13 protein-coding genes are annotated in these 19,003 nt (G+C 55.2%); 4 read left to right on the top strand and 9 right to left on the bottom strand.

Translation table 11 applies throughout. The features are described 5' to 3' along the window. Positions 1-160 precede the first annotated feature (160 nt). The 4 genes from RBB81_RS13455 to RBB81_RS13440 form a co-directional block, all read right to left on the bottom strand. Positions 161-1,048: a ParB/RepB/Spo0J family partition protein gene (locus tag RBB81_RS13455; RefSeq protein ID WP_353070996.1), complete on the bottom strand. Its 888-nt coding sequence runs from the start codon at positions 1,046-1,048 to the stop codon at positions 161-163. A gap of 87 nt (positions 1,049-1,135) precedes the next feature. Next, positions 1,136-1,540 (bottom strand): DUF6908 domain-containing protein, encoded by a 405-nt coding sequence (locus tag RBB81_RS13450; RefSeq protein ID WP_353070995.1) that lies wholly within the window; start codon positions 1,538-1,540, stop codon positions 1,136-1,138. Then, positions 1,540-2,466, bottom strand: coding sequence for an ArdC family protein (locus RBB81_RS13445; RefSeq protein WP_353070994.1), 927 nt, complete (start codon positions 2,464-2,466; stop codon positions 1,540-1,542). Before RBB81_RS13445 ends, RBB81_RS13450 begins: the two co-directional genes overlap by 1 nt. A 34-nt stretch (positions 2,467-2,500) precedes the next feature. Further along, positions 2,501-2,776 (bottom strand): hypothetical protein, encoded by a 276-nt coding sequence (locus RBB81_RS13440; RefSeq protein ID WP_353070993.1) that lies wholly within the window; start codon positions 2,774-2,776, stop codon positions 2,501-2,503. 920 nt (positions 2,777-3,696) lie between these two features. On the opposite strand from RBB81_RS13440, the gene RBB81_RS13435 reads away from it, so the two are divergent. Continuing rightward, positions 3,697-5,235: a metallophosphoesterase family protein gene (locus RBB81_RS13435; RefSeq protein ID WP_353070992.1), complete on the top strand. Its 1,539-nt coding sequence runs from the start codon at positions 3,697-3,699 to the stop codon at positions 5,233-5,235. 264 nt (positions 5,236-5,499) lie between these two features. On the opposite strand, the gene RBB81_RS13430 is transcribed toward RBB81_RS13435, so the two are convergent. The 3 genes from RBB81_RS13430 to RBB81_RS13420 all read right to left on the bottom strand — a co-directional run bounded on the left by RBB81_RS13430 (position 5,500) and on the right by RBB81_RS13420 (position 7,841). Beyond that, a complete protein-coding gene (locus RBB81_RS13430; RefSeq protein WP_353070991.1) occupies positions 5,500-6,510 on the bottom strand; it encodes a hypothetical protein in 1,011 nt (336 codons plus the stop codon). A gap of 204 nt (positions 6,511-6,714) precedes the next feature. Beyond that, positions 6,715-7,242 carry a hypothetical protein gene (locus tag RBB81_RS13425; RefSeq protein ID WP_353073933.1) on the bottom strand — a complete coding sequence of 176 codons (528 nt, stop codon included), beginning with the start codon at positions 7,240-7,242 and terminating at the stop codon, positions 6,715-6,717. Further along, on the bottom strand, positions 7,227-7,841 hold the full coding sequence (locus RBB81_RS13420; protein ID WP_353070990.1) for a hypothetical protein: 615 nt from the start codon (positions 7,839-7,841) through the stop codon (positions 7,227-7,229). The genes RBB81_RS13425 and RBB81_RS13420 overlap by 16 nt, the downstream gene beginning before the upstream one ends. Positions 7,842-8,025: 184 nt before the next feature. On the opposite strand from RBB81_RS13420, the gene RBB81_RS13415 reads away from it, so the two are divergent. After that, entirely contained in the window at positions 8,026-9,996 is a 1,971-nt protein-coding gene (locus RBB81_RS13415; protein WP_353070989.1) for a right-handed parallel beta-helix repeat-containing protein, read from the top strand. A 350-nt stretch (positions 9,997-10,346) separates the two neighbouring features. On the opposite strand, the gene RBB81_RS13410 is transcribed toward RBB81_RS13415, so the two are convergent. Next, the gene (locus RBB81_RS13410; protein ID WP_353070988.1) at positions 10,347-14,135 is read right to left on the bottom strand and encodes a hypothetical protein; all 3,789 of its coding nucleotides are present in this window, start codon (positions 14,133-14,135) and stop codon (positions 10,347-10,349) included. A 419-nt stretch (positions 14,136-14,554) separates the two neighbouring features. Between RBB81_RS13410 and RBB81_RS13405 the strand changes: the two genes are divergently transcribed. After that, complete coding sequence (locus RBB81_RS13405) at positions 14,555-15,529, top strand: hypothetical protein (protein WP_353070987.1); 975 nt, start codon at positions 14,555-14,557, stop codon at positions 15,527-15,529. A gap of 253 nt (positions 15,530-15,782) precedes the next feature. Then, positions 15,783-16,505, top strand: coding sequence for a prolyl oligopeptidase family serine peptidase (locus RBB81_RS13400; RefSeq protein WP_353070986.1), 723 nt, complete (start codon positions 15,783-15,785; stop codon positions 16,503-16,505). A gap of 793 nt (positions 16,506-17,298) precedes the next feature. Here the strand turns inward: RBB81_RS13400 and RBB81_RS13395 are convergent. Then, entirely contained in the window at positions 17,299-18,180 is an 882-nt protein-coding gene (locus tag RBB81_RS13395) for a response regulator (protein WP_353070985.1), read from the bottom strand. Between the last annotated feature and the right edge of the window lie 823 nt (positions 18,181-19,003).

The following is a 19,003-nucleotide window of genomic DNA, read 5'->3' as shown; positions in this document are numbered from 1 at the left end:
GCCGCGCAGCCGGCGAGCGGAGGCGGGGGGGCGAGATGAGAGTCCGGGAGAAACCAAAGCGGTTTCTCCCGGCGCGGCGCGGAAGCGCCGGTGCCGTTGCAAAAGAAAGCCCCGGACGAATCCGGGGCTGAAGAAGAAGGGCGTTGCTGCCCCGATGCAGTTAGGCAGCTTTCTGCTTCTTGGTTGCGCTCTTTTTCGGAGCAGCCTTGGTGAGTGTGGGCGTCTCCTTGGATTTGCTGCTGTTCTTCGGCTTGGAAGACTTCGGCTGCGGTGGAGCGAATGCAGCCTCGGCCTCGGACAATGGGTCTGGTTCGTTTTCACGCGGAATGCCGACGTGATCGGTCAGCGCGAGACGCAGGGCGAAGCCGGTTAGCTTGTCCTCTGCGGTGTTGTCGAGTGCGGCGAGTACGATTTCCTCGTCGGTCTGCTGGCCGTTTTCATCGTTCCCGGCGAAGTGGCTGGCGGGTAGCAGATGCGGCTCTTTGTCGTTCCAGTCCTTGCGCCAGCACTGCTCGAAGGCTGCGGTCTGATGCTCCTGCGGCAGACGGGCAATGAGGTTGGCGTGGCTGGCGGTAATGCGCTCTTCGACAAATGCCTGGGCAACGGCAGGTATGAGTTGCAACAGGGACAGACGAGCGTAGATGTGCGATGCACTCTTGCCCGATTTCAGAACAAGCGCGGCCACGTCGTAACCGGGCATGTCGAGCAAACGTTGGAAGCCCTGCGCCTCCTCATAGGGATGCACGTCGACGCGTTGAGAATTTTCGACGAGCTGCCATTCCATGGTGGCTGCATCTTCCAACTCAACGATGCGGGCAGGGATGGTAAACAACTCCGCTAACTGTGAGGCACGGAATCGTCGTGCGCCCGCAACGATCTCAAAGCCGTTGTCGCTGGGCCGGACGGTGACGGGTTGGATGAGACCGTGTTGCCGGATGCTCTCGGCAAGCTCCTCCAGCTTCGATTGCTCGAAGGTGAGGCGCGGGTTGGTGGTGGACTCGTGAATCTGGTCGATGGCGATGAATTGGAATGCGCTGCTGTCCTGCATGATGCCCTCCTTTGGGCGTGGTCGTGCGGTGAGGTTGTAGAGCGAACACGCTTCCCTGTCTCCGCTCCGGTGGGCGGGGAACTTGGGCTAACTGCGTATGTGCTTGTGCGGGTCGAAGCCTTGCAAGCGAAGGTTGATGTCCCACGTCGCAGCGAATCGCTGGTGCTGCTCAAGCAACTCGATGAGGTGGACGTAGCGGTCGCGAACGATATTGCGGCTCCACTGCTCGACGGCCACGTAGTCGTTCCGCCAATAGAACGCGTCCAGATGTGCGCCCCCGGTGAGACCAAGCTCGAAGCACATCTCCGGGTCACGCATGAGGTCGCCATTCTGTTCGCCGTAATGGGCCACGGAGAGCGTGGGAGGTCCCATCGGGCCGGACTCGTCCATCGCCTCGATGACCAATTCCATATAGGGCGGGTTATCGATCTTGAGATAAAGGCCGAGGTGCCAACCACCGGCCTTCCTGAGAATGTCGAGGATGGTTTGCATTACGCCACCTTCGCCAGTTCTGCATCGGGCATCGTCTCTGCGGTTGCGAACGATTCCAATGCGGCGAGGATGATGGCGGAGGTCTGCTGGATGACCTCCAAGCTCTCGGCCAGCAACGACGCATTGCCGTGGTACAACTGGATATAGTCCGCCGAGGCGGTTCCGGTTTCGAGGCCGACAGCCCTCCCAATCACAAATGCAATCGCCTCTGCCTCCGTCTCACGGACTACCTTGGTGGTCGCCGTCCGGCGTTCGGCCTTGTGTAACATCTCATGCGCCAACTCATGTACCAGCGTCGAGAACTCCTCGGCCTTGGACTGTCCGGGCAGGATGGCGATACGTCCTCCGTAGCTCATGCCGAGTGCGGGTGCAATCTTCTCCGTATAGGTGAGTGCAATTCCCTGCTTCTCAAGCAGAGCAAGAAGACGGTCGCGGTTCGCGCCAACATCGCCGGAGATGCCGTCGAGTTCGGGCAGGTCTACGCCATCGGTCTGCGAAACGTCGAAGACGTAGGCGCTGCGGAAGCCAACCAGGACGCGGGTGTTCTGTTTGGTGATGTCCTTCTCTGCTTCGGCAGCGAGCTTGCGCTTGATGCCGACAATGGGAGCGAGAATGCGAATCCCTTTCTCGCCAGACTTAACCGACCGACCTAGCTGCTTCCAAGCCCAGAACCCGGCCACACGGGTGGCCGTGGGCATCTGCCGAGCAATCTCCAGTACATTGCTGAAGCTGTAGTGATGGAAACGGCTCATGGCGTTGAGGTAGGCGGTGAGTGCGTCGGAGTGTCCGGCCTCCAACTGCTCGATGAGGGCTTTCACGTTGGCGGCGATGATCTCCTTCGCCGTCTGTGGCTGTTGCGGCTGCTGCTGTTCTTTCGGGTTTTCGGTGGTGGAGCGACGGTTGCTGTTGGCGGCTGGGGTATTCATGGGTGCTTCCTCCTTAGGGTTATGGAGCGGTGGCTTATGCAAGACGCGGATGGTGTTTCGCGTCATGCCAATCGAGTGCGGGGGTGATATGGGTTGTGGTGAGGTCTTCCAGACCATCGCAGAGAAATTCCACGGGAACATTCCCAAGAACCTCTCCGCAGGTGGGACACGAGACTTTGACCGTATCGCCGCAAAAGCCCAATTGCGCGAGGTCTACGGTGTCCTCGCCGAGGAGGTAGTCGCCCATCCGCACGTTGGCGAAACGCCGCCATGGGAAGGGGTTCGGTGTGGCTGGTGTTGTGGTTCGCATCTGGCCTCCCGCTTTTGCGTTGGCACGTCCGCGTTGAAACGCGGCATGTACATGCCGAACGCCACCTGGCGAAGGCGGGGGTAGCAAGCGTCAAGGGGAGGGGTATCTCCCACCCTTGGAACGGAGCGATAGCGGGAGTGGAAAGGGCGCAGCGCAGCGGAGGTCTGCACAAGCGAAGCGCGGAAGATTGGGGAGACCCCTTGACGGGCGCGGGGGGCAGAGCCCATTAGCGTACTTAGCACTTCCGATACAAAACAGACCGGAGACATGGTTTACAGCGAAGCGCGACGGCGTCGGTTCTTCAGCTTTGGGCAACGCACGACGATGTTGTATGCCCTGGAAAGAGAGTCGGATCGTGGATCAACGTTTGCAGTTTTTGTCGAGTTATCAGAAGGAAGAGATGTCAGTAGGGGACCTGTGTTGTACATCCGCCTCCAGGCAGTGGACAAAACGTAGCGTTTCCGTATGCCACGGAAGAGTGCTCATGCTAAATTGCTCTCTACAAGCCAAGCGTGATCCTTGTCACTCATCCTTGAGCGACACCGCGGCACTTTCCGTTGTATGAGTCTGGTACCGCGGCTTCGAAAGCGGACGTTTGAGATGCGCTGTTGGTCTGTGAAAAGACGTGATAGAACCGAAACTTCGATCTGGCGACAGAGTTGACGGATACGCGAATGCCTCGAAAAGATTTCGCTAACCCAGGCGGGACTGGTGATCATATCCGGGATTTCCGGGATCGCGTCGTGAAAACCATTGAGAAGATCCTCCAAGTCCTCCTAACCCTCCTTTGGTTCGTCTTCCCGATCGTTTTCTTGAGAACAATCTTCTGGCTCGACAGGCAGACAGACTACTATCAGCGATGGGCGTTTTCTAGAGTGTTTCTCTATGCCCTTGGTACAGTGCTGTAGCTCGGCGTTGCGTTGATTCTCTCGTTTGATGAAAATCCGTCTATTCATCTTCCGGGTCGAACATTCGCTCGCGAAAGTTTCATGGCGAGAGCGGTATCTGCCCTGATCGCCGCATCGCGTGTACTGTGGATTTTTATCTGGATCCGATTGGGAATACCACCCAGTCGATCCTTCCTCTATTACTGTATTTATCTGGCACTTCTGATTTTTGTCATCCGGTTCAATCAGAAACGTAGAGCTAGTTTCTTGACACGGCAACATGTATTCGGTCTTGGCGCATTAGCAGCAATGCTTTTGACGAGTGCTGTGTTCACAATTTTCCCGATCCTCTGGGCAGATATAACAATGCGCGTGGCGGATGATTCCTTTCTCGTCCCGACGCTTGTTACCCCATCGCCGTGCAATAGTAACAACGCCGTAATTGCTCATATTAGCGACCTTCACATAACCGAAAATCAGAGAACACGCGACGGAAAGCTTCGCGGAAACGAACGTCTTCCGCCACTATTAAGTCGAATTGACGGATCCAATGCGGCTTATCTGATCGTGTCCGGTGATCTCACAGACTCGGGAAGTCCTAGTGCTTGGAAGATCACCAGTTCGATTCTCACAAAGGGGCTACCACGAACCCGCGTGATCGCAACGCCCGGTAATCATGACCTAAACGAGTTTTTCGGTCTCGATCCAACCCAGCAGCAGTTGCGAGAAAAGGACGACGAGATCACAACGGACATCGAAAAGATGCCACGTTTGTCACGCTTTATTGTTTATCAATCCCTTCTGTTCCCGTCATTGCAGACGTATAACAACATTTCACTCTCGAAGCTTGTCGCGGAGATTCCAAAGAAATCCACCATTACCCCGGAGGAGGAACAAAAGTGCTTCAAGCAATGCAAGGATCTATGGGGACCGGGAATGCACGAAACACAACAGTGCTTTGCTTCCTGCCGCCAGAATTGGCAGTTCGCGCGCTTCGATTACCTCTACTCATTCCGGGATATGTTCCCTTTAGTGTATGTGGATTATGACCGAGGTATCGCCTTCCTTTCTTTTGCTAGCACCCTTTATCACAGCGACACGGTCGGCGATAATGCAATCGGCGAGATTAGCGAGGAGCAGATTGTTAGGGCCAGGAAGCTATTGAACGGATTGCCCCCATCGGTGAACAATTGGGTTTTCACGATGCACCACCCATTGATTCGTCAGCATAGTGATCTAGCGTTTCCATTTCACCTTTCGGACTTGAGACATTCTATAGCGTGGGCCGATAGATTATATGAAAGCGACTGGTTTCTCGCGATCTTTTTGCGAAATGACCCCAACGAATCGAGGAAGCTATCGGATGTCATTTCTAAACAACTTGATGACCGACCAGAGGCGAAAGCCTTCGTCTTTTATGGCCATCGACACCGACGCCCGCTATCTCGGATTGGACGAATAACGTTTATCGAGGCTCCAAATGTCGCAACATCCAACCCTGATGATTTTGGCTTCTACTCGGTGAACCCAATGCGTAACACTGCCGAAGTTTCATGGTGCGCAGTCAAATAGGCTCAGCCGTTTCGTGGACGCACTTGGCTAACCCTCTTTGATCTGGTCCGGCCTTTGTGGGGTAGGGCTGTGCGGGAGCGGGTTGTACATGGCTTCCGTATACGCGTGCGTACGCACGCAAGATCCATTGGGGAGGGCGTGCGGGAAGGAACGTCCCGCTGAGATTCTCTCTCCCTTGTCTAGGCTTTGTTCCTGAGCCTTAACACGGCGCTTGGGGTCTGTCTGTTGGTGGCCGTTAAGCAGCCGGCAAGCGTTGGTCAGCGCTCAGCGCGCGTTGCTGTATTTGAGAACCAAATTGGTGAGCGTACCTGGTTGGTCCTCCGGTAACATCTTCTTTGGCCATCGAGCCCAGCTTTGTATGATCGCGTGGTCGGGAATCATGGAAGGATTGGATTCAACCATGCGAAAGCGCTGTTCTGCTTCTCGAGTCCATACAGCATCGCTTTCCTCCTTTGCCCCGCCGCCGTCATAGATAATTCCGAACTTCAGACCGGCCGCGATAATGCGACTCTTGACTGCTGGTAACTGTTGTTGCCTAGGCCCATTCCATGCCACGTCAGCATGGAAGAAGCTCAGCGGCTCACCCACCACTTTCCGATAGACCTGAGTCCATTGCGAGATCTCCTCCACCCAATCAGGAGGTTGGGCAGTACCGACGGGCTCGATGTCGCCGATCTGCACAGCAGAAAACTTCTCACGGAGTGCAGCAACGCGCGGGGCGATATCCCGAGCGACGTCCTCCATCGTCCACCCGCAGGCGTTCTTTCCGGAAAAATGATGCGCGCACCAGAGCGGTTCATCCATCGCGACATAGGCCAGCACGCCGCCAGCTCTTTGAATGCGATTGGCGACCACCTTGGCGTTGTCCGGTGCGGCGAACCCCTCGACACCCACTCCGCATACCTGCTGGCCGGCACTATCCTTTCCTGACAACAGTCCCATTTCGATGGCCAGTGCGATGTTCCGTCTTTTCAAATCCGAAAAAACGGCTTTCAACTCCTCGTCCGACTGATGCATGACAAGAGCGCCGTTGATCATGAACACACTGACCGTCTGCGCCGATTTCGACCAAGGCGCATCCGGTTTGAAAAGGTCCATATAGTCGGAATCCGATTCCTGGAACGTCTGCTGACGCACGAATGGCGGGACGCCGGACAGCCACACTTCCGAAGATGAATCTAGCCGGTTCTGCGCGGCTACCCCGGCGGGTGCCATAGCGAGGCACAGCGTCAATGCAAAAGCTATGAAACAAGAGACCCGCCTTCTGAAACGCATTGTCATCCCTCGTGCAGACAAAATATCACGATCTCTCCGGATGGCCGGCTCCGCGGCGGGATAACCCTTTGGTTCATTACCCAAAGAGCGGAACAGCCTAGGCATCAGAATCGGTGGTTTCATGGTGTACAAGTGGGTTGCCGCTGAGGGAAAAGGATCGATCTATGCAGCGGACGAACTTTGGACGTTCGGTGTGTAGTGACCCTACTTGCACTCGTCGCCGCACCAGGAGTTCGCAAGCATGGAAAGCATCGCCATGTAGCTCGAGGGAGAGACGTAAGCACGGTAGTTCTTATCGATATCGACCTGGTGAACGACGACCATTCCGTTCGCGGGGAGCACAGTGATGTACGTGCCACCCGTGCCAGCGGCTGTATACGCACCTTGCATAAATCCGATGTATGCATTACCGAGGAACATCTGTTCGTCCCAGACCCACCAGAGTAGACCGTAGCCCCAACGCTCCGGTTCGCCATAGTTCCGGAAGCCTGTCGGATTGATGTCTCGGAATTGCGTAGCGACGTAAGTGCTGTAACGCGCCCAGTCGCAGGAGATCACGGTCTCGCCATTCCATTGACCGCAGTCCAGCATTAGCAGGCCGAGTCTGGCCATGTCGCGCGTCGAAAGATACATGGCAAATTCGGGAGGGACGCTTTCCGGCGCATAATTCTTCTTCTGTTGGCCGAGGACAAAATCCTGCATACCGAGGGGTTTTGCTAGGTCATCTTGCAGAGCCTTGAAGATGTCCCTGCCAGCAAGCTTCTCGAAGGCCGTTCCGCCGCATCAAAGTCCCAGTTGTTGCAGATGAAGTGGGCGCCGGGAAGCTCCGAACCTCGAGGCGGCATGGTCTTCGCCTGGCCGTCATTGCCCGTTGGGATGTAAATGCCGGAGCGAGACCCCATCAGTTCTATGAGCGTCGCGTTCTCCTCCATTGGCAGAAACGGCACCTTATCGTCGAGGCCGAGTTGCCTAACAGTTTTGTTGAGGGCATCGTCTTTGATCTGGTCTTTGAAGACGTCAGCGCCATAGAGCATGTTGAGCACGCTTTTGCGGACGGAGGCAATCTTGCTGGTGTGGCTGACGTCGCCGTAGGAAAAGATTACCCGACCCTGGACGATGACCATCATGGAACCCGTGTCCTGCGTCTTCACCCAGCCACGCAAGGCCTCCAGCCTGGCGCTTGAATATCCGACGGACTCGGGTGCGGCTGTCACCCATTCCGCGCCGGGAACGACGCTATCGGTGATGTGCTTTGCAGGGGGAGTCTGGGCGGCAACGGACAGGCTCGTCAGGGAGACGATCCCATAGGTCAGCGCGCGAAAGAGCTTCATAGCGCCAATCCTCCAATAGAAGTTTTGTATCAGACTTCGCGGCCGAGAACTGACCCTCTAATCTAGTATGGAAAAGCTATGCCCTTCAGAAATGCCTACACTGACAAACAAATTGGTTCACAGAGATCGGGCAGGCCACCGTGATACCGTGGTCTCGTTTCTTCCCCCACCTCCGGAGGCACGAATGCTCCCGTTCAGCACGAAGATGGTCGCAGCCTTCGCTGTTGCACTCCTTACCACCGCACTCGCTGTCAGCCAGACCGTCGCTCCCGCCAGCACCCCCAGGAACACACTCGCCGACTACGACCCGGGCCTAGTCAAAAAGATCCACGCCTTCGGCCCGCTATTTTCCGACGCCATCTCCCGCAAAAACACCGAAACCGCCGCGCCGCACGACTTTGTCGAAGACCTTCAGGTCCCCGACGGAACCAAAGTGCGCGTTCTGGTCAAAGCCCCCGCCCCGGCCAACCCAGCCAAAATCCTGAAGCTCGCCCCCATCGCCCCGGCCCAAACGCCCAACGACTACTTCGCCACCGCAATCACCCAGGCCATCTCCGGCGGCTACGCTCAGGTCGTCTTCCCCAAAGCCACCTACAACTTTGTGGCGCCCACACACGCAGGCGCATCGCACGTCCTCATCAAGGGCGCCAACGACCTCATCATCGACGGCCAGGACTCCACGCTTAACTTTGCCTCGCCTTTGTCTGGCGGAGTAAGCATCGCGAACTCCCAGCGGCTCGTCTTCAAGCGCTTCAACCTCGACTGGCCCAAGACCCTGATGGCCTCCATCGGCACCATCGTCTCCATCAACAACAAGGCCAACACCCTGCGCGTCCGCATCGCGCCCCAGTACCACGTCGAGTCCTCCACCCAGATCATCGCCCTCACGCCCTGGGACGCGAAGTCGGACCCCGCCAACCCACACTTCTCCCTGACCTCCTTCTACAAGGAGCAGTACACCAACAACACTGGTACCCGCTTCGTCGGCAACCAGACCTTCGAAATCCCCTACTACAACCACTTCATCCAGGTGGGCGACGTCTTTCTCGTCCGCCACTTCGGTGCGGCCCCCTGGATGAGCGCCATCTCCGTCGGCGGCCATGACATCGACTTCGAGCAGGTCAACGTCTACGCCAGCCCTCTCATGGGCTTCTCGATCTCCGGTGGCAATGGTTACCGCCTGTCTCATTGCAGCGTCACCCGCCTCAGCGCCGCACGGCTCATCTCCAGCGCCGCCGATGCCGTGCACGCCGCCGACACCGTCGGCGACATCATCATCGAAGACAGCACATTCGCCTACCAGGGCGACGACGGCCTCAACATCCACGGCGCCATCGGCGGCACCGCCAAAGCAGGCCAGAACTTCCTTCACTGGACCGTCGGCGGTGAAGGCTCCTGGGCTCCCTACGGCTGGGCCAAGGAAGACCCCATCGGCTGGTTCGACAACGTCCTTGGCTTCCACGGCACAACGCCGTTTCAGTCCGTCTCCCATGCGCCTTCCGGCCTTCAGATCAACCTGAAAGACAAGGCACCACCAGGCACAACCAGGGTCTCGGATCTCTCGCACGTCGGTGCGCGCTTCGTCATCCGCAATAACAAATACCTCTACAACCGCGCACGCGGCATCCTGCTTCAGTCGTCCTTCGGCCTGCTGGAAAACAATACCTTCATTGGCCAGACCCTCCACGGCCTCATCCTCGGCGTAGCACCCGACAGTGAGGGTCCCGGCGTGCAGAACGTCATCGTTCGCGGCAACCACTTCTCCAATGTCGGCAGTATCCCGCAGATTCAACCACTGCCAGATCCCGATGCCGCCTACGGTGCCATGATGATCTCCGTGCAGGGCGACGCAAACAACGTGACTTCGCAGGTTCCGGTACACGCCAATCTCGTCCTCGATAGCAACACTTTCACCAATCTCCGCGGGCCCGGCCTGTTCATCACCCGCGCCAACGATGTCGTCGTAGTCAACAACCAGTTCACCAACACCAATCTTTCACGCTTACCGTTTGTGAACCTCGGAATTGCCAACCTCGGTGGCTCAATCGTCATAGACCACGCACACAACATCTTCCTCTCAAACAACACCATGAAGGACGCAACCACCGGCCCTATCTCAATCGACTCAAAATCAACCGATGGAATCAAACGCTGACCGTGGGCATATAGTCGCCGTTGGATAATATCCACACCCCTCCCCCCAACCGGACCAGCATGACGGGGGCGTCCATGCTTCGTAAGCGTTATGTCTTCCCCTCTGGACGTGATCGAGTGCGGGTGATGACGAGGGGCTGACGTGCGGGCGCACGCCGACGCAATCGAAGCCGGAATTTCGGGTTCGCGGCTGGTGGGGCCTCGGAGGCCGGCCACTGGAAGTTGACACTTCGAGATGGCACAGTGCGCCGTTGGGGATTCCATCTAGGCTAGTCAGCTGGTAAGGTTTCATGCGTGACTAACGCCCTTATCCCCAACCAGTTATAAGAATTTCCTCAATCTGTGTGAGTACTATTCTCGAAGACGCATCTCCTCCACACGCTGGTCTTCGCGTTCTGCTGAATGTTCCCAATGTTCTGCGAGTCCGATTAGCATTAGTTTGGTTCGGGGCCACGCATTGACCTTCAAAGCGTCCTCGCGCAAGCTACCTGCAAGAGCACGTTCCTGTTTGCCACCGTCGAGTGGAGCGCGTCTAGTCACGCCTCGCGAATTCAATTTCCCGATAACGATGCCTCGTTCGATTTCATGGGATTTCCATGTCTCCAAGCCGTCCCGAATTGCCTGATGTGGCCACACTTTGTCTTCTGGATCAGGGAGTGCATGGCAGAGCATTTTCCCGATGTATTGTTCCGCGATTGCGAGCCTGTCTGCTGCTTTGGCGAGCCGGCGAGCTTCTTCCACCCAAGCATCAAGCGCGAGCGGATCAATTGACGCACCGTCTCCCCCGGGAATGGTCGTGAAGCTTTCGAGCAGCGTCAAACTAGTTCGAGCGCGAGCACGCATCTGTGACGAAATGTCCTCCGTGGGCTCGCCGCGATCAGCCTTTCCCCGGAAAACATGCGAGATTACCTGAACAAAAAACTCTGGGCTTCTGACTAAGTATCGGTCTAACGCGGAGTTTGGATCGGAAGTAGACCACGATTCTCGAAGTAAGGGTAGGTACCGGTACTCCCAGCCAGCGACTACCTCGAGCGACGTGTCATCGCGGCTTTGGAGCGCCTTGAAAATGAACTTCATCTTAAAATCAAGAACGTTGTCGTTCAGTAACTTCGGATTTTGCGCGAACCTTTTCTCGAATTCTTCGAGCAGCCTGATTAAATTCGAAGTGGAAATCTCATTTGCTCGCTGGTACAGCGCGTCGATAACAAACTCCGGGCGTTCGGCCTCGAGATAGTTATCAATCGCATCGTCGAAGTCTTTTCCGGTCGCGTGAATGCCCCAGGCCCGCCTCCTTTCCCAAAAATGTTTCCGCGCATCGTCGCCGAATCCTGCAATCCACTCCCATGTAAAGCGATTGTGAGGCCACCACTCAATCAGTTCTTGTAACTGACTTTCGGTGAGTTTTCCTTGTCCGAATTCCGCCCGGATGAGGTCAGCCCAATTCTCACCGAATCTCTGATAGGCTGTGCTCGATGCGGCCCCTGAAAAGCCCAAGTCCGGTTTGCCTGAGTCATTCTTCGCCAGGACGCCATTCATAACAGTCGCCATGTCCTGACCGACCAAGCCAAAAGCAGCCCCAACGTAGCGAGGCGCTTCTACATCGCTAGAGAACTGAATGACTCGACCGACGCCACCATCTTGTAGGATGCGTGCAACGACCTCTTTTCTCAGTTCTTCAGTGCGAGTTAAGAGGTTCTCGGGTTCGACGCCAGGAATATCAGGAAAGACCTCTTTGAATAAATACTGGTCTTGCATTTCTGAATCCTTCGGGGCAATCTCTTTCAATATCCTTTCAAGAGGCGCCAACTCCTCCGAGGGTAACGACCAGTCCGCTCCCGCGTACGTCTTGTGTCGCCTGACAAAGTCAGCGAGATGTTGCCACAGTCGTTGTTTGTCTTGTTCATGCATGAGCGAGACAGATTTGGAGAAAGCTGCAATAACGAGTTGACGATCTGAGGGCAATAGGGAGCCCAGCGAGTCGAGAACGGATTCCCAACGCATTGGGTCGGTGCCCGCTAGTCGCACCGCTAGGCTCACGATGGCAGTTATTGTCTTATAGAGAATTGCCCATGTGAGAGTTTCACGCTCTGAAGCGCCCGCATCTCGGAAGTGAGGGCTAACTGACTGAACGCCGGTGTCAAGTATTTTCGGCATGAGTGCAAGAAGCAGCTTCCAGCCAATTTCTGGATGGGCAGCCACGAGGGTATCGATCACCGCGAGCCGGAATTCATGCGATGCATTGGTAAGCGGCTTCCAGGTGAGAAACAAGGCGCGCAGGCTATTTAGGGGCCGGTTCGAGTAAGTGCCCCCCGGATCAATCTCCGCGAGGCGCGCTAGTATGTCGGCGGCCCTTGGCAAGAGTTGCGGGTCTTGGCCAGCAACCTCTAAAGCCCAGAGCAATCCCGTGTGAGGGCTGCTTCCGAATAGCCAGTTCTGATCCTTGGTATCCCGGAAGATCGGCTTGAGTTTCATCCCGTCGCCCTCAAGCAAATGCTCAAGGGCTAAGAACAAAGGGACGGGAGATGCCTCCATTAGCATCGGGAGTTGCGCAGAAAGACTAGCTATGACGCGATAGTCATCGCGCAGGCCCGGGATGTCCGCAACCAGTTGATTCACGAAATCTTGAGGCGACCCTCCGTTAATCAGGGTGTCGTTCTCAACTCCTAACGCCGCGAGTATTAGCAACGTTGTAGTAATTCCGTCTCGGAGCCACAATGAATGCGTGAGGACTTTATTTCGGAGTCGCGCATACGCACGCTCTCCGGGTGGCAGTTCGAGTGACGGATCGATTTCCGACAGCACCTTCTTCGCAGTTTCTTTGAGGCGCACCCAATCTGTGTTCGTGATCAAGTGCGCGACATGAACGAACATATCGACCGGTGCGCGCACTGCCCAGACCGCCCCTACTGTCTCTAAAGGGGCGTCCGGCAACGCTAGAAACGCCCGTAAAGAACTTTCTAAGTCGTCATAGGTGGGAAAACCCGAAAGCGCGAGGACAGCAGCTTTGTCCGCTTCCGACGATTGATCCCATGCACCAGCTAAGAACGCCGGAATCAGATGACGAGAATTCCGCCAAGTGGGACGCTCGGAATCTGCGCTAGCGATCGTGCGAGCAAGAATACTGACGCTGCGTCCGCATCCATAGGCGAGCTTAAGAGCTTTATCCTCCGCGATTCCCATAGTGCAGAGTGCCTCGCTCATCTCGTGGACCAACGGACGAATCAGAGCGATTGCGCTGGATTGCTTCGTGCTGTCTCTGCCAATCGGAACAATGACGCAGCGATCGTCCAGTAACCCGCCGTATCTGACCCCTTCCCCGCGCATCGCAAAGATCAGATTGGGTCTTGCCTTCAGCAGTCTTGCGGCATTCTCAGATTGAACAACGAGCGTCCTCGCACGAAGATATTCGCGCTCGCTATCGCTGGCGGATCGAATTACGGCCGCGACAAACGCTAGCACCTCATCAAGGGAATCTCCTCTATACCGATGAATGCCAGTGGCCGTAGACAAAGTTTGGAGAAGTGCTTGACTCTGCTCGCCTCTGCCAGCAAGAAGAACCGCTTCGGTTAAGTTTGGATTGAAGTGCGAAGCATAGCTCTCCCAAAACTCGTCAATGTCTTGTACATCTTCCTTTGGGGCGAAGCCATTCTCGCGGGCGAAGGTAGCGGAGGCGGCTGGACAAAGTTCGCACCATTCTTCCAGCGCGACTCCATCAATGATCCGAATATCCTTCCATGGCGATCCTTCTTTTTTCTTCTTGGCAACCCAGGTCGAGGACTTTGGCCAAGTTTGGGGTGTAACGAATACAAACGTGGTTTCTGCCTGATTGATTCCGTCTCCCGGATCCTTCTTACGTTTTTTCCAGTCACTTTGTGCTTTGGTTCCCGGCGACTCGGCAACTCCCCATTCCCATACCGATGATCCTTCGGGTATGTACGTTCTGAAAGCGCCCTCTGGTCGCGCGACGAGTTGTCCGTCCCACCCTTGGATTTGAGCGCTGTCGCCAGATGGAAAACGGAATGCGGTAACGTCAGTGACGGATGCCCGGATGAGCTGCCCCACAAGGCGAGGGAGTGCGCTTCTCGCATCTATACGTTCTGAGGCCCAAGTAGAAAGTTGCTTCGCGTCGATCCATCTCATTTGCTCTAGCCTTTCGTCACAGCGCGCAGATTCCTCAATTTCGCCCTCATCTGAAGAGCAACCGGGAGTGACCCAAATTTCAAAGAAGTCGCCACACGAAATCGTACACGCTACGGATGCGGTCCTAAGTTGTCCGGGTTAGATGATTGGCTCTTATTTGCGATCTCGGCTGGAGCGAGGGAGGAGACTTCCTTCCTTTACGTGACTTTAGCCTGTCACCGCGCCCTATAGGACCGGCCGATTGTGTCACGGTGCAATACGTCGTGGACGATTCGTACCATCATGCCGTTCAAATAAGTCCATCCGGAGCTCAAGTCGCTTATCTCGTAAAGTCGCCGAACCTCTCCACGAATCAGAACGATATCCGGCTCTACATAAAACAACTCTCAACGGAATCTGACGATCCAGGTCGACTTTTGGTGACCGAATCCAAGATATCGCAACTGCGTTGGCTCGATGACGGCCGACACATCGTTGCCCTTCTGAATGAGGGAATCCATTCTGAAATTGTTGAACTTGATACCCGTACCTCTCAGCGTAAAGTATTGGCGAAGCCGCAGGAAGGCGTCAAAGAGTTCAGCATAGATGGCAACGGCGGTATCTTGGTCTTCGCTGTTCCATCCGAACTGCCTCCAATCAAGGTGAAAAGCCAGACCAGAGAGGAACTTTCGCGGGGATATCGAGTACCATTCCAGCGTCCCGGCTCAGCAAGATTTCAAAAACTGAGCTTGTTCGTCTCGAGTCGCCTCCAGGACGGGAGATGGACCCTGCCAAAAAGGATTGTCATTCAATCTCCATTCACAGACGCAACGCTCACCTCCATGTATTGCCAGGAGTATCTTCGGCTCAGCCTGTCGCCAAACGGAAGGATGTTGCTGATCTCCTATGTCGACACGGGCCGAATACCAGAGCGTTGGAAGGTCAGCAAATTCGTACAAGCAACAGTCGTCTCCGGTTTTCCGGGTATGCACGTAACCGTCCTCTATAACCTGAAAACGGGCAAAACGGCTCTTCCATTTGAGACCCCGTGGAATCACGGAGTCCCCCTCTGGTCGTCGGACAGCCGATCGTTTCTAATGTCGGCTCAATCCCCAGTGGGTAGTCAGTCGGAGATCCAGGATCAGCGCGAGCACAGAGGATCCATCCATCTATTTCGAATCGACGTGACGAGTGGAAAAGCGGAGGAGGTGGCGGTCCATTTGGCCAACCCTGTCCAACAACCGCTATTCTGGAGTCCCCCTGGCGAGGTTTTTGTCCAAACTCAGAATGACGAGATTTCACGCTTCCTTTATCAGAACGGTGTGTGGCAGAATGCGTCATCTGCGCATATCCCGCTCCGCGGTCTGGTACGCGACAAGCCCCCCGGAAGTGTTTTCGTATTCGTTCGATCATGAAAGTGCTATCCGTCGATTCATACTGAACCCTCAGTTTCAGCACCTGACGATCGCTCCAGCAGTAGAACTGGATTGGCAAACGTCGACAGGCTATGCAGACCAGGGACTTCTCTTCGTTCCTCCACACTATGTCCGCGGCACGAGATACCCGTTGGTGATTCAGACCAAGCCAACCACTGGTCAATTCGTATGCGATAGCGGCCAAGACCATTACCCGTCCTTCGCACCCCAACCCATCGCAAACGCGGGAATCATGTATTTGATTCGCAATGGATCGGAGTCGATCGAAGACCAGATTGCAAATGCCCCTGAAGGGTATCCCGATGGAATAGGAGAAGCGGCGTTTCACATGGATGTTTGGGACAGCGCCGTTGCCAAACTAGTCTCAGACGGGATGGTCAACCCTGAAAAAGTTGGCATCATCGGGTTCAGCCGCTCCGGATGGTACACGGAGTTTATTCTTTCGCATTCTAAAACCCGATACCGTGCGGCAACGGTCGCGGAAAATGTTCAATACAGTTTGGGCGAGTATTGGCTGCTGCACTCGGATAGCACCATTCGCGGATGGGAGACGATCTACGGGGGGCCTCCGTATGGCGCGACCCTGCCAAACTGGTTGCGGTATTCCATTTCCTTCAATATAGACAAGATCCACACGCCGCTTCTCATGGAAGAGATGGGCTATGGCATCACTGACGATAATGAACAGACCCCGCCACTGAATTTAATGCAGAATTATGAGCTATTCACCGGTCTGAACCGGCTCGGCCGCGCAGTTGAGCTGTACTACTATCCCTACGAACAGCACCAACCGGACCACCCTCAGGCGAGGCTGGAGAGCCTCCAACGAAACCTAGACTGGTACAGCTTTTGGCTGCTGGGGAGCGAAAGAGAAATGCCGGCGGATCGCGAACAATATGACCGGTGGCGTCTCTTCCGTCTTCGCTCTGACAAGAGCGGAACGATTCCGCCTTGAGGTCGCTAGTTGGAATCCAGTCGTTCCGACTATTCTTCCAAAAAGATGCAACAAATGTACTGAAGGAAACGCTCATCTCCTCTGATGGCCTACCCGCTGCGACCGAGATTGTCGGAAACTATGCCAGCTTCGACAATCGAGCTGTCGCAGACGCTCTCATCGACTACTTTTCTGCCAATGACCGTCTGCTCCAGTACGAACGCCGCTTACAGTCGGAGGCGAGCTCGCAATATGCACCGCGTATCACGCGCCATTTGGCCAGCGACAGGTGACGAACATCACGGAGGATAGGATCAAACAGATTGCCCAGGACGAGAGAGTACCTTACCCAAGCCGTTGGGGTCCTTCACGTGGAAACTCTCGAATCCTTTGCCGTCATTGTCGGCTAATGGAGACAAGCCGCGCGCCCGCAACTCCGACTCTACCGTTGGCGCATTCCTGATGAGAAATAGTTCTCCCGAAACGAAAAAAGCCCCTGCCGCAATCCTGCTTAGAGGAAGAGTCAGAGGCTTTGCGAATAGTATTCAGAGACAGTGTTTCCTTAAATCAAGACAGTGTAAGGCGAAGCTCTGGCGTTGTTGCAAAAGTTGATCGTCACGGTACTCTGGTTTTTGTGAGCAGTCCGGCGAGTTCCATTACAGTAGGCGTGGACGTGATTCGTCCTGAAGAAATGCCCAGGCAGAGCCTCGTTCCAAGTAGCTCTCCCCAAACGCAAAAAGACGCCGCATTACTCAATCCTCAGAGTGATGCGGCGTTGTATTGAACAGCGCGTATTTAATGCACCGTGTAGGGGCTAGGCAACTACAGGTAGAGCGTCAAGGTTTGACTCTGAAACATAGCTCGCCATCGCCTGAGCGAGTTGCGAGTCTACCTCGTCTGCTATCGTCATTACTCCCACCAAGACCAGACTCAAGTTCACTCTGTACAGATTATTTTGTAAGGTATGGAAGATGCTTACCTGCACCATTCGCGATTCTTCCACCATCATCGCTGCCGTATAGCCCTGCCTACGTCGGTCTACCCCATGCTGAGCTGCTGCGGTGGACACCAGGGCACGCGTACCCAATGGTAGTGGGTAGCGAAGACGACAAACAAGGTCACTGAATAGGTCTAGGAGGTGTGCGGTACGGTCGTCATAACCCAAAGGGATAGTAATAATGTCAGGCTCAAGTTCAACACGCAGAAGCCAATCACTGATTGTCGATTGTGTCTCCTCTTCGAGGATATCGGCAACGCTCGCTATAACTCGCGCAGGAATTGTCCTCTGCTTCAGCCGTCCTCTGATTAGATCGACCAGCATGACTACCGCCATCGGTTTTACCAGAACGCCATCCGCTTGTAGCAAAATCGCCTCCGCAGCCTCTTTCATTGCGGGATACGAACTGAGGATGAGCGTCACGGCTTTGGGATTAGCATGGCGCATGGCGCTGACCACAGTTAGTCCATCACCTGGATTGGGCATGTGAAGGTCGCTTAGCAATACGTCGAAAGTCTGAGCGCCTATAAGGCTGAGAGCATCGTTGACATTCGCAGCCACAACGACTTGAAATCCACTAGTTTCAAGAATTGCACTAAGGATTTCGCGGGTGGTTTCGTCATCATCAACGAGCAATATTTTTGGTGTAGCCAATATCTCATCGTCTACGATAGAGTGCTCTATTTTCGTATGGGGCATCGCTCACCGTGGGATCGTTGCTCTACTTCCCACCCCAATTAGACGCAAGGCTCCGGAGATACGTTGTCTAAAGGACTTATCGGGGGTAGCGTCTCTTCTGGGGATTAAGCCTCCCGATAGTAGACGTTGAAAACGCAAGACTGTCCTCGACTAATATGCTTTCTCGCGGTATTAGCCTGTTCTGCGAAGAACATATATTTCTTTTCCATCTCCGTCACAACATTGGGATTTCGTGTCACCTGCGGGTGACGAATGTCTCCGCCCTCGACCGTTTCAGTGACTTGGAGCTGGTTAGGCGGCAAACACTCGAAAGAGATTACTGCATACCTTGGCTTCATAGTCCTAGCAATCTCAGCGCTGTTGGATGCAGCCGATCATAATTCCGTTGTAGTTCTAGATATACAAGCGAGATGCAAGACAGAACGCTATCGCATCTTCAAACGATAAGAGCTCCACCCGGATACAGAGTGCGCAAAGGATGGGAGCGGAAGCACAAATTGCTTAGGTTGTTCATAGTTGGCCCCTCCTTTATGGCCGGGCACGCTATCCCATTACATGGCCCGACAGGATCAGTTTAGACGCTCCGCAAACCGAATGATCCTTAGCATGCTCTATTGTCCGTTAACTGCAGATTGCATGGAATGCTGCCGCTGAGTGCAACATTATGTTGTCACTGGCGGCATTCCGGATGCACTGTTATCCTGCCGCCCCGTGCGATCCAATCTTGCCAATTATTCGAAGCGGTCTCGATTACCAAACCCAGCGATCCGCGGCGGCATGGCGACTCCGTCGGAGCACCGGGCAGTAAGGTGCGGTTTGCCCG

The organism is Tunturibacter gelidoferens, from assembly GCF_040358255.1.
Taxonomy (GTDB): Bacteria; Acidobacteriota; Terriglobia; order Terriglobales; family Acidobacteriaceae; genus Edaphobacter; species Edaphobacter gelidiferens.
This window is presented reverse-complemented; position numbering and strand designations above follow the sequence as displayed.